This window comes from Clostridium sp. TW13 (genome assembly GCF_024345225.1).
Classification (GTDB): Bacteria; Bacillota; Clostridia; order Clostridiales; family Clostridiaceae; genus Inconstantimicrobium; species Inconstantimicrobium mannanitabidum.
In genome coordinates this window covers 3,905,586-3,918,137 of the sequence record NZ_BROD01000001.1, presented here as the reverse complement: position 1 = coordinate 3,918,137, position 12,552 = coordinate 3,905,586, and the positions used below count along the sequence as shown (strand labels likewise).

Genomic DNA, 12,552 nt, shown 5'->3' with positions numbered 1-12,552 from the left:
GGGAAGCAGTGTATGAGAAACCAAGAAGAGTATAAAAATATAGCTGATGGGGATAAATCTAAGGATGGGCAAGAAGGCAAACCATCAATTTTAAAGGATTGGATTATTCCTTTATTGACAGCTTTAATATTAGTGTTACTAATAAATAAGTTTGCATTTTTTATTGCTAAAATTCCATCAGAATCGATGGTTCCAACCTTAAATGTGGGAGATAGACTTATAGTAACCAGAATTTATAACAAAGATAAATTGAAACGTCAAGATATAATTGTTTTTAAGTCTAAAGAAAAGGATGAAACAATGATTAAGAGGTTAATAGGACTTCCAGGGGACAAGGTAGAGATTAAAGCTGGTGTTGTGAGTGTAAATGGAACTAAGCTTGAAGAAAACTATATTGGGCAACCAGACACGCTTGGTGGAAGTTATACTGTCCCAAAAGGCAAGTACTTCTTTCTAGGTGATAATAGATTAAGGTCTGCTGATTCTAGGTATTGGGATGATCCATATATAGATTGGGCTGATATAGAGGGAAAGGCACAATTTAAAGTATTTCCTTTCAGTGATATAGGAAAATTAAAGTAGAGCTTAAGCATAAATAAAAGGGAATATGATGCTATGATGAAAATTGTTGTAGAGCACATAAGAATGTAGTTGTACAACAATTAATTTTTTTTATTTAAGAAAAATATAAACGTTATGAAAATATGTACGAATATATAATATAAAACATAGAGGTCATGTAGATATGGCTGAGAAAAGAGGAAGATAATGATAAATCTAAAAGGTGACTCATTTACTTATTTACGAAAGATGTTTGACTCAGTAAGAATAGTTAACCCTAATGATTGTAGTGAAATTTCAATTTTAAATAATGATATTGAATGTAAAAATAGGACTGAATCTTGCTATAGAATGTGGGGAAAAGGTACTAAGTGTAACAATTGTATTTCATCAAGAGCATATAACGAGGATGGAACTTTTATTAAGTTTGAATGTAGTGGTGAAAAAACATATTTAGTTATGGCTATGCCAATAATTGATGAAGGAAAAAAATATATTATCGAAACAATAAAAGAAATAAAAGATGGCAGATTTATTTATGGAGAAGAAAATTTCACTCCAAATCAATTATATGAAAAGATACAACATAATAATGAGCTGATCATTTTAGATGAATTAACAGGTGCATTTAATAGAAGATACATTAATGAAAATTTACCTACAGAAGTAAGTAAAGCAATAATCAGTAATAATACTTTGTCTTTGGCGATGCTAGATTTAGATGATTTTAAGATGATTAACGATACATATAATCATGCTATGGGTGACTTTATAATTAAGGAATTTGTAAAAGTAGTGAAGGAAAATATAAGACGTCACAATGATTGGATTGCTCGTTATGGTGGAGAGGAATTTATAATTGTCTTTAGAAATACTGATAAGGAAGAAGCATATACTCTTTGTGAAAGAATTAGAAAAGCTGTACAAGAGCATGTGTTTTTTAAAGACAATATTAAAATTGATTTAACAGTTAGTTTTGGAATTAGCACTATAGCTGAAGATGTTAACAATAGTGAATTGTTATTAAAAAATGCAGATGATAATTTATATAAAGCAAAGGATAATGGAAAGAATAGAGTGGAAAAGGATTAAACCTTAAGGGAGTTTTAAAAATTCCTTTAAGGTTTTTAGTATTATATGTTTTTAATCATATTTTCAAGTATTGTAGTAGAATTTTTAATAGCTACAGGAATAAATTTTTCATAATCCATGCTAGCTCCATTGTTTGCATTGTCAGATATTGATCTGATAACTACAAAAGGAATTTTATTTAAATAAGCAACGTGAGCAATACTTGCACCTTCCATTTCACAAGAAATAGCATCATAAGTTTCTGATAACCACTTGATTCTATCTATGTTAGCAACAAATTCATCACCGCTTGCGATTCTTCCAACAAAGCTATTTATTTCAGGAAGGTTTTCACAAGCTTTTTTAGCTATTTCTATAAGCTTTGCATCACTTTTAAAATCAAAAGTATCAAGTCTAGGAATTTGCCCATGCTTATAACCAAATTGAGTTGCATCCATATCGTGTTCAACTAAGGTATCACCGATTACTACGTCTCCTGGGTAGATATCTTTACCTATACCTCCAGCAACACCCACATTAATTACGCAATCTACATCATACTCGCTAGCTAGGATTTGTGTACAGATAGCAGCGTTAACTTTACCAATTCCAGAAACCACTGCTATTACATCTTTTCCCCATAGACTGCCTTTGTTGAAAGTCATAGTTGCTTTTGTGTGTTGTTCTTCTAAATTCATTGCAGTAAGTAATGGTTCTAATTCTTCACTCATTGCAGATATAATACCAATTTTCATTCGAATTCCTCCAATTATTTTGATTAATATTATTATATAGTAATTCAACTGTCAAGACAAATATGTGTATTTTGATAAGAAATATCGGCTTTAAAATATAGATATTTTGTAAGTAGTATATTATAATATAGAGGATAAAATACAGAAATTTGAGAAAGTTTAATATATAGATATTCAACATATTTTTATCTGTCTTTAAGACATATATTCTATATAGATATTAATAAAGGAGAAAAAATTATGCCACAACATTCATTATCAAGAACTGAGTTATTAATAGGTGCAGAAGGTTTAGAAAAGTTAAAGAACTCAAAGGTAGTTGTTTTCGGAGTAGGTGGAGTTGGAAGTTTTACTATAGAAGCTTTAGTAAGAGCTGGAGTAGGTACAATTATAATTGTAGATGATGATACAGTATGCTTAACAAATTTAAATAGGCAAATACATGCTACATATAATACTATAAGTCAACCTAAGGTTGAAGTAATGAAAGAAAGATTATTATCAATAAATCACAAATGTAATGTAATTACTTATCAAACTTTTGTGTTAGAAGATAATATTAAAGATATAATCCCAGAGGATTGCGATTATGTAGTAGATGCTATAGATACTATCACAGCAAAGATTGCTTTAGCAGTATATTGTGAGAAAAATGATATAAAACTTATAAGTTCTATGGGTACTGGTAACAAATTAGATCCAACTCAATTTAAGATAACAGATATATATAAAACAAGAGTATGTCCTCTTGCTAAGGTTATGAGATATGAGCTTAAAAAGAGAGGAGTAAAAAAGCTAAAGGTAGTATATTCAGAAGAAATACCTCTAAAGCCAAAGGATGAAGAAGTAATTACTTGTAAAACAGGATGCGTATGTACAGGCGGAACAAAGAAATGTGCAAGTAAGAGGCAAATCCCAGGCAGTATATCTTTCGTACCTCCAGTAGCAGGAATGATAATAGCTTCAGCAGTAGTTAGAGATTTGTTAGATATAAAATACTAGTATAAAATATAAAGACTACGCATGTATGTTTAGTTATATTTTTTGAAGATAAAACATCAAGTGAAACTTGATTCAGGTGGGGTGTATCCCCATCTGAATCTTAGTTGAACTTACACCCTCAAGGGGTACCTCGTCCAGGAGCGTGCAGCCGTTATCTCCAACTTAAAGAAGTTGGAGTGTTACGGATGCCAGCTATCGGATAAAAGCTAACCAATATAGAAGGGTTTGCTACAAGTTATTTTGTAGCAAACCCTATTTAATTAAATGATTTTATTGTTTTAAGCTTATTATTAATTATAGCAATATATTGAGATTAAGCTTCAATATTTATTGATATTTTAGATGAATCTTTAGTTAAGGATTGAAGAATATTTTTCAAGTTATCCTTAGTATTTGATACAGCTTGGTCATAAATCTTTTTATCGTTAAGCTTGTCTTTCATTTTGTTCATAACTTCCTTCTCAACGAAGTTATATTCATCTGCCTTTAGTTTTATATCTCCAAATCTTAACAACCCATTATCGGTTGTTTCATAGGTGGTCTTATCTCTATCGATTGTCACAGAATCCACTTGAGGTTTAGGAATAGTTATAGTAACTGTTCCAGTAAGCTTATCAACATTTACTTTGTCTTTTGAAAGATTAGATAAGTCAACCGCATAACTGCCCACACCGTAGTAGTGGATTTTCTGGATTTTCTTAAATACTTCCCAATCGCCCCAGCTATTATCAATAATCATATTTTCTTTCAAATCTAGTTGTAAAGAAATTAACTTATTAACTTCATGTATTTTATTAACTATAGTTTCTTCAGAGGTAATTTTTAAACTATCATTTGCAGCATTAGGAACTACATAAGTTTTTGGATCTTTCTTAAATATTTTAAAATAACCAAAGGTAATTACTAAGATTAATATCAGTAAGATAGTAATGCTTTTTATAAGCTTAATCTTAGCAAATAAGGGTGTAGTTTTCTTTTTTCTATTCAATCTCGTTTCCTCCCTTATAAAAGCTATTGTTTATAGCTTAAGGCATCTTTGAAAAATAAGTAAGTCCATATACCAACTTATTTGAACTTAATAGTTATTTCTAGATGCCTAATATATTAGTATGCAGACCAACCTTCATTTAGAAATTGATATAGAGCTGGGTATGCATTCAACTGAGCCATAAGGCTTATATATTCATCAAGTATTTCAGGCTTTTCCTTAGAATTAGAAGTTTTTATTGCACGAATCATTAAGTTTTTAGGAGTTTCTAACGGCGAAATATATTCAACAACAGAAACGTCATATCCTTTAGCTTCTAGCATCATACTTCTCATTCCATCTGTAAGTGCATCTGCAATTCTAGCTTTTAATATTCCATATTTTAATATTGATTTCATAGGATCAAATTTATATTGATTTAGCAATTCTCTGTGACAACAAGGAACTGCTATTATACAATCTGAATTTAACTTAATACCTAAAGCTAGTGCCATGTCAGTAGCAGTATCACAAGCATGAAGAGACATTACTAAATTAACTTTTTTGTCTGGTACATAATTTTTAATGTCTATTGCACGGAACTCCATGTTTCTATATCCAAGGTGAGAAGCCATTTTCTTTGAACTTTCTATTACACCTTCAGAAATATCTAACCCGATAAAATGACATTTTCTCTTTTTAACTTCTGTAAGATAATAATTAAGAACAAAGGTTAAATAAGATTTGCCACAGCCACAGTCCAATATATTTATTGTTTGATTATTTGGTAATGAATCTAGAATTCCATCAAGTAATTCGACATAATGATCTATTTGATTATATTTTCTTATTTTATCATTTTTTATTTTGCCATCTTTGCTCATAATCCCTATCTCTTTTAATAGAGCATCTGCTTTTCCTACTTTTATATAGTAATTTCTATTTAGCAAGGTAGATACTTCCCCTACTGAATGAGAATCTTTTGTATTTGCAATGCTATCCTTTGGATTTAAGATTTCTTTTACTTCAGTAGTGTTCATTTTTACATTCTTGTTGTCGCAAGTTAATGTTAAATTAGAACCACGTTCACTATAGGTTACAATTGCTGCATCATACTTTTCAGCTTCTAAGCAGATTTTATCGAAAACTTCATCGATACTTAATGTGTCTGTCTTTCCATTAAAGTTATAATCTATTTTTCCTGCATTGAAGGATCCAGTACCATTAAATTCTTTTAATCCAGCTTTATAAGTAACATAAATTCCTTTAAACACATTAGAATCTTCAGCGAATCTATTTGTTAATCCAAGTAATAGTAATTTCATTTTATTTATATTTTGTTTATTCATTTTGCACCTCATAAATTTATAGAGTTTTTATATACATATATAATTATCAATTTACTGAAATATAAACACTACTATAAGTAGTAAAAAATATAGGGCGTTAGTATATATCAATATTTGTTGAAATCATATATGTTTATAATAAATAATAACAATATGAAAGAAAACAGTAAAGTGTTATAGTAATATAATGATGGATATTTTGTAAATAAATCTTGAATTTATGATATAATTTTATTAGCAAAAAACTATTTAGTTAATTTTATATTTAGGGAGAGATCTTCGTGAGGAATAAAGATGTCAGTATTGATAGAGTAAAAGACGATGACTCAGTATACGTTATACGAGATGCCAGTAATATTATAATAGGAAGAATAAAAATAATAGAGCTAGAATTAGCTAATAAGTCAATGGATATTAGATTGAAATTCTATAGAGTAAATGATGATAGACTTTTAGCTGAAGCCTTAGACAAATTTTGCAGAGTTATTTTTAATGATGGTAGAATATTTAAACTGAATATTTTTGTTTCAGAAGATTTAGATGTAAATGTATTTCTAAACATGGGATTTATTTTAGAAGGTATAATTACAGATACTATAATTAGCAACAATATTAGAAAGAGTGAATTATTATTTGGAATTAATATTAATGATTATAATCAAAGCAAAAAGATAGATCATGTAGAGTTAGTAGGAAAAGATATTTTTATAAGAAATCTAACTCCTGGTGATGCAGAGGCTATGTTAGACTTTTATATTAGGAATGAAGAGCATTTGAGAAAATATGAACCGCAAAGGGATAAATCTTTTTATACTATAAATACTCAATATGCAATATTAAAGGATACTTATAAAGAGTTTATAAAAGGAACAGATATAACATTAGGTATATTTAAGGAAGATAATTTTATAGGAAGAATAAAAGTTTCAAATATAGTATATGGTATTTTTAAAAGTTGCTTTTTAGGTTACGCTATGGATAAGGATTATGTAGGAAAAGGATATATGAAAGAAGCTGTAGGGTTAGTTTCTGATTATATATTTAATGAAATGGAATTACATAGGATAGAAGCTAGTACCTTAACGGATAATATTAAATCACAAGCTGTACTTAAAGCTAATGGATTTAAAGAATTAGGGGTTAATAAAGACTACTTATATATAAATGGAGAATGGAGAGACCATATTACTTTCTATAAAATAAATGAATAAACTCACTTAATTATATAAATGATAGATTAATAGCTTATGGTTTTAGAAATAGAAATCATGAGCTGTTTTTATCCGATAGCTAGCATCCGTAACACTCCAGCTTTATATGAAACTCCCCTTCCTAAAGTTAGATGAGTACTCACAGAGTAAGCGACCATCATCAAATCATAGATTTGATGATGGTCGCTTAACTGATTCACACTAAATCATAGATTTAGGTTTTCTGCTTAAGTTGGAGATAACGGCTGCACACTCCTGGATAAGTTCAACTAAGATTCAGATGGGGATACACCCCACCTGAATCAAGTTTCACTTGGTATGTCACTGTAAATTAGTATTCATCAGTTCTTATTTATTACTTATTAATAACTTTGTTGAACAATATTTTTTAGATTTTATATAGTATGAGAGATAATATTAATATACACCCAACCCGGAGTGTCAATATGTGAAATTAAGAGGATATAAGAATAATATAGAGTATATTGTAAATAAACATCCATATTGGTAGAATTATTTATAAGTTACATGTTCATATGTGTTAAGATATGTCTTGTCGCTAAGCGATGTGTGAAAAATTCAACACAAACAAGTTTGAATTTCACAAAAAACTTTTCAAAAAAAGTGTTGACACAAAACACTTTCGATGATAAAATAAATAAGTCGCCAAATGGTGACAAGATAAAACAAGATGATCTTTGAAAATTAAACAGAGGAAACTAATAGTTCATATGAACTTTTTTTAAGACCAGCAATTCTTTTAAGCGAAAGCTAAGATTAAACTTGAAACTTAAATTGAGAGTTTGATCCTGGCTCAGGACGAACGCTGGCGGCGTGCTTAACACATGCAAGTCGAGCGAGAGAGTCTTCTTCGGAAGACGATCTAGCGGCGGACGGGTGAGTAACACGTGGGTAACCTGCCTTATAGAGGGGGATAGCCTTCCGAAAGGAAGATTAATACCGCATAACATGGTTTTATCGCATGGTAGAATCATCAAAGGAGTAATCCGCTATAAGATGGACCCGCGGCGCATTAGCTAGTTGGTGAGGTAACGGCTCACCAAGGCGACGATGCGTAGCCGACCTGAGAGGGTGATCGGCCACATTGGGACTGAGACACGGCCCAGACTCCTACGGGAGGCAGCAGTGGGGAATATTGCACAATGGGGGAAACCCTGATGCAGCAACGCCGCGTGAGTGATGAAGGCCTTCGGGTTGTAAAGCTCTGTTTACAGGGACGATAATGACGGTACCTGTGGAGGAAGCCACGGCTAACTACGTGCCAGCAGCCGCGGTAATACGTAGGTGGCAAGCGTTGTCCGGATTTACTGGGCGTAAAGGGAGCGTAGGCGGATTTTTAAGTGGGATGTGAAATACCCGGGCTCAACTTGGGTGCTGCATTCCAAACTGGAAGTCTAGAGTGTTGGAGAGGAAAGTGGAATTCCTAGTGTAGCGGTGAAATGCGTAGATATTAGGAAGAACACCAGTGGCGAAGGCGACTTTCTGGACAATAACTGACGCTGAGGCTCGAAAGCGTGGGGAGCAAACAGGATTAGATACCCTGGTAGTCCACGCCGTAAACGATGGATACTAGGTGTAGGAGGGTCCAACCTTCTGTGCCGCCGTTAACACATTAAGTATCCCGCCTGGGGAGTACGGTCGCAAGATTAAAACTCAAAGGAATTGACGGGGGCCCGCACAAGTAGCGGAGCATGTGGTTTAATTCGAAGCAACGCGAAGAACCTTACCTAAACTTGACATCTCCTGCATTACTCTTAATCGAGGAAGTCCCTTCGGGGACAGGAAGACAGGTGGTGCATGGTTGTCGTCAGCTCGTGTCGTGAGATGTTGGGTTAAGTCCCGCAACGAGCGCAACCCTTATTGTTAGTTGCTACCATTTAGTTGAGCACTCTAGCGAGACTGCCTGGGTTAACCAGGAGGAAGGTGGGGATGACGTCAAATCATCATGCCCCTTATGTTTAGGGCTACACACGTGCTACAATGGCAAGTACAAAAAGATGCAATACCGTGAGGTGGAGCAAAACTCAAAAACTTGTCTCAGTTCGGATTGTAGGCTGAAACTCGCCTACATGAAGCTGGAGTTACTAGTAATCGCGAATCAGAATGTCGCGGTGAATACGTTCCCGGGCCTTGTACACACCGCCCGTCACACCATGAGAGTTGGCAATACCCGAAGTCCGTGAGCTAACGCGTAAGCGAGGCAGCGGCCGAAGGTAGGGTCAGCGATTGGGGTGAAGTCGTAACAAGGTAGCCGTAGGAGAACCTGCGGCTGGATCACCTCCTTTCTATGGAGAACATCTAAGTGATGGAAACATGTACTTGGATAAAAACGAAGACTGGTTATCCTCTGTTTAATTTTGAGAGATCTTCTCTCAGAATTTTGTTCTTTGAAAATTGCACATAAGTATATAAAAAATTACATTTTAATGTAATATCTCAAATGTCAAATTCAAATGCGAATTTAGATTTAGTAACTTTGTTAAGATAGGCACGATGTGTTTTGATAACACATCAACAAAAAAGAAACGAGTAGTACGCGGAGCTGACGAGCGAGCAGCAGAGCTTACTTAGGTAAGTGAGCAGCGCAGCGAGGAAAGCGACAAAGTAATACGAAGTTAGTTTTTTGTTAGAGGTCAAGCTACAAAGGGCGCATGGTGAATGCCTTGGCATCAGGAGCCGATGAAGGACGCGATAAGCTGCGATAAGCTTCGGGTAGGCGCACATAGCCTGTGATCCGGAGATTTCCGAATGAGGGAACTCACATGGGAAACCCCATGTACTGTACAATGAATAAATAGTTGTATGGAGGTAAACCTAGGGAACTGAAACATCTAAGTACCTAGAGGAAGAGAAAGAAAACTCGATTCCGTAAGTAGCGGCGAGCGAAAGCGGAAGAGCCCAAACCAGAGATTTATCTCTGGGGTTGCGGACAGAACATAACGTGAAGGTATCGTAATTGAAGATAGCTGGAAAGCTACACCGTAGAAGGTAATAGTCCTGTAAGTAAAACGAGAAGATCATAGTTCTGCTCCAGAGTACCACGAGACACGTGAAACCTTGTGGGAAGCAGGGAGGACCACCTCCCAAGGCTAAATACTACCTGATGACCGATAGTGAAGAAGTACCGTGAGGGAAAGGTGAAAAGAACCCCGGGAGGGGAGTGAAATAGAACCTGAAACCGTGTGCCTACAACCGATCAGAGCACCATATGAGTGTGATGATGTGCTTTTTGTAGAACGAGCCAACGAGTTACGGTATGTAGCGAGGTTAAGTACTTAAGGTACGGAGCCGAAGGGAAACCGAGTCTGAATAGGGCGACTAGTTGCATGCTGTAGACCCGAAACCGGGTGACCTATCCATGGCCAGGTTGAAGCGAGAGTAAAATCTCGTGGAGGACCGAACCACGTTGGTGTTGAAAAACCATGGGATGAGCTGTGGATAGCGGAGAAATTCCAATCGAACTCGGAGATAGCTGGTTCTCCCCGAAATAGCTTTAGGGCTAGCGTCGAATATGAGTAATGGAGGTAGAGCACTGAATGGGCTAGGGGGCATAGCGCTTACTGAACCTTATCAAACTCCGAATGCCATATACTATTAGTTCGGCAGTCAGACTACGAATGATAAGATCCGTGGTCAAAAGGGAAACAGCCCAGATCGTCAGCTAAGGTCCCAAAGTGTAAGTTAAGTGGAAAAGGATGTGGGATTTCCAAGACAACTAGGATGTTGGCTTAGAAGCAGCCACTCATTAAAAGAGTGCGTAATAGCTCACTAGTCGAGAGATCCTGCGCCGAAAATGTTCGGGGCTCAAACTTACCACCGAAGCTACGGCATCAGTTATACTGATGGGTAGGGGAGCGTCGTAATCGGGCTGAAGTCGTACCGTAAGGAGCGGTGGACTGATTACGAGTGAGAATGTTGGCATTAGTAGCGAGATGTGGGTGAGAATCCCACAGGCCGAAAACCTAAGGTTTCCTCAGGAAGGTTCGTCCGCTGAGGGTTAGTCGGGACCTAAGCCGAGGCCGAAAGGCGTAGGTGATGGACAATCGGTTGATATTCCGATACCACTATTAATCGTTATTACCGATGGAGTGACACAGGAGGATAGGATGTGCTAGCTATTGGATGCTAGTCTAAGCACTTAGAGAGTTGTGATAGGCAAATCCGTCGCAACAATCTTGAGGTGTGATGGGGAAGGAACTACGGTTCCGAAGTATCTGATTCCACGCTGTCAAGAAAAGCTTCTAGGGAGAGAAATAGTGCCCGTACCGCAAACCGACACAGGTAGGTGAGGAGAGAATCCTAAGGCCGGCGGAAGAATTACAGTTAAGGAACTAGGCAAATTGACCCCGTAACTTCGGGAGAAGGGGTGCCTACGAGAGTAGGTCGCAGAGAATAGGCTCAAGCAACTGTTTAGCAAAAACACAGGTCTCTGCTAAAGCGAAAGCTGATGTATAGGGGCTGACGCCTGCCCGGTGCTGGAAGGTTAAGGGGAATACTTAGCGCAAGCGAAGGTATGAACTTAAGCCCCAGTAAACGGCGGCCGTAACTATAACGGTCCTAAGGTAGCGAAATTCCTTGTCGGGTAAGTTCCGACCCGCACGAATGGCGTAATGACTTGAGCACTGTCTCAACTGTAAATCCGGCGAAGTTGTAGTACCAGTGAAGATGCTGGTTACCCGCGATTGGACGGAAAGACCCCGTAGAGCTTTACTGTAGTTTAGCATTGAGTTTCGGTATTGTCTGTACAGGATAGGTGGGAGACTGAGAAACCAGGGCGTCAGCCTTGGTGGAGTCACCCTTGGGATACCACCCTGACAGTACTGGAATTCTAACCGGGCGCCATGAAACTGGTGACGGGACATTGTTAGATGGGCAGTTTGACTGGGGCGGTCGCCTCCAAAAAAGTAACGGAGGCGCCCAAAGGTTCCCTCAGAACGGTCGGAAATCGTTCGAAGAGTGCAAAGGCAGAAGGGAGCCTGACTGCGACACCTACAAGTGGAGCAGGGACGAAAGTCGGGCTTAGTGATCCGGTGGTACCTCGTGGGAGGGCCATCGCTCAACGGATAAAAGCTACCTCGGGGATAACAGGCTGATCTCCCCCAAGAGTCCACATCGACGGGGAGGTTTGGCACCTCGATGTCGGCTCGTCGCATCCTGGGGCTGAAGTAGGTCCCAAGGGTTGGGCTGTTCGCCCATTAAAGCGGCACGCGAGCTGGGTTCAGAACGTCGTGAGACAGTTCGGTCCCTATCCGTCGCGGGCGCAGGAAATTTGAGAGGAGCTGTCCTTAGTACGAGAGGACCGGGATGGACTGACCTCTGGTGTACCAGTTGTTCCGCCAGGAGCATGGCTGGGTAGCTAAGTCGGGAAGGGATAAACGCTGAAAGCATCTAAGCGTGAAGCCCACCTCAAGATGAGATTTCCCATAGCGTAAGCTAGTAAGATCCCTTGAAGAACACAAGGTTGATAGGTCAGAGGTGTAAGTGTGGTAACATATTTAGCTGACTGATACTAATAGATCGAGGGCTTGACCAATAAAATAGATTAACAAAAAGAGATAAAACTTGTGTGCAATTTTGAAAGAACATAAAAGTTCTTTTGTTTGTAGAAATTTCTG

General features: G+C 36.9%; 7 protein-coding genes and 2 rRNA genes. 6 read left to right on the top strand and 3 right to left on the bottom strand.

Features of this window, described 5'->3' with window-relative positions:
• Positions 1-12: 12 nt before the first annotated feature.
• Positions 13-582 (top strand): signal peptidase I, encoded by a 570-nt coding sequence (lepB, locus tag OCU47_RS18085; RefSeq protein ID WP_261829986.1) that lies wholly within the window; start codon positions 13-15, stop codon positions 580-582.
• 186 nt (positions 583-768) lie between these two features.
• Positions 769-1,653: a GGDEF domain-containing protein gene (locus OCU47_RS18080; protein ID WP_261829985.1), complete on the top strand. Its 885-nt coding sequence runs from the start codon at positions 769-771 to the stop codon at positions 1,651-1,653.
• A gap of 41 nt (positions 1,654-1,694) precedes the next feature.
• On the opposite strand, the gene OCU47_RS18075 is transcribed toward OCU47_RS18080, so the two are convergent.
• A complete protein-coding gene (locus tag OCU47_RS18075) occupies positions 1,695-2,387 on the bottom strand; it encodes a 5'-methylthioadenosine/adenosylhomocysteine nucleosidase (RefSeq protein WP_261829984.1) in 693 nt (230 codons plus the stop codon).
• 240 nt (positions 2,388-2,627) lie between these two features.
• On the opposite strand from OCU47_RS18075, the gene OCU47_RS18070 reads away from it, so the two are divergent.
• The gene (locus tag OCU47_RS18070) at positions 2,628-3,389 is read left to right on the top strand and encodes a tRNA threonylcarbamoyladenosine dehydratase (RefSeq protein WP_261829983.1); all 762 of its coding nucleotides are present in this window, start codon (positions 2,628-2,630) and stop codon (positions 3,387-3,389) included.
• A gap of 313 nt (positions 3,390-3,702) precedes the next feature.
• Here the strand turns inward: OCU47_RS18070 and OCU47_RS18065 are convergent, their stop codons facing one another.
• Both OCU47_RS18065 and OCU47_RS18060 read right to left on the bottom strand, forming a co-directional pair.
• Positions 3,703-4,377, bottom strand: a complete 675-nt coding sequence (locus OCU47_RS18065; protein ID WP_261829982.1) for a DUF4230 domain-containing protein — start codon at positions 4,375-4,377, stop codon at positions 3,703-3,705.
• Between the two features lie 116 nt (positions 4,378-4,493).
• On the bottom strand, positions 4,494-5,705 hold the full coding sequence (locus tag OCU47_RS18060) for a class I SAM-dependent methyltransferase (RefSeq protein WP_261829981.1): 1,212 nt from the start codon (positions 5,703-5,705) through the stop codon (positions 4,494-4,496).
• 281 nt (positions 5,706-5,986) lie between these two features.
• Between OCU47_RS18060 and OCU47_RS18055 the strand changes: the two genes are divergently transcribed.
• The 3 genes from OCU47_RS18055 (at position 5,987) to OCU47_RS18045 (ending at position 12,470) form a co-directional block, all read left to right on the top strand.
• The gene (locus tag OCU47_RS18055) at positions 5,987-6,916 is read left to right on the top strand and encodes a GNAT family N-acetyltransferase (protein ID WP_261829980.1); all 930 of its coding nucleotides are present in this window, start codon (positions 5,987-5,989) and stop codon (positions 6,914-6,916) included.
• A gap of 791 nt (positions 6,917-7,707) precedes the next feature.
• A 16S ribosomal RNA gene (locus OCU47_RS18050) occupies positions 7,708-9,222 on the top strand.
• A gap of 346 nt (positions 9,223-9,568) precedes the next feature.
• A 23S ribosomal RNA gene (locus OCU47_RS18045) occupies positions 9,569-12,470 on the top strand.
• Together the 16S and 23S rRNA genes form the textbook arrangement of a ribosomal RNA operon.
• Positions 12,471-12,552 lie beyond the last annotated feature (82 nt).

What these genes read in the sequence shown, in the direction of transcription:
- lepB (WP_261829986.1), top strand. Translation starts at nt 13, where the DNA reads ATGAGAAACCAAGAAGAGTATAAAAATATAGCTGATGGGGATAAATCT.
- OCU47_RS18080 (WP_261829985.1), top strand. Translation starts at nt 769, where the DNA reads ATGATAAATCTAAAAGGTGACTCATTTACTTATTTACGAAAGATGTTT.
- OCU47_RS18075 (WP_261829984.1), bottom strand. Translation starts at nt 2,387, where the DNA reads ATGAAAATTGGTATTATATCTGCAATGAGTGAAGAATTAGAACCATTA.
- OCU47_RS18070 (WP_261829983.1), top strand. Translation starts at nt 2,628, where the DNA reads ATGCCACAACATTCATTATCAAGAACTGAGTTATTAATAGGTGCAGAA.
- OCU47_RS18060 (WP_261829981.1), bottom strand. Translation starts at nt 5,705, where the DNA reads ATGAATAAACAAAATATAAATAAAATGAAATTACTATTACTTGGATTA.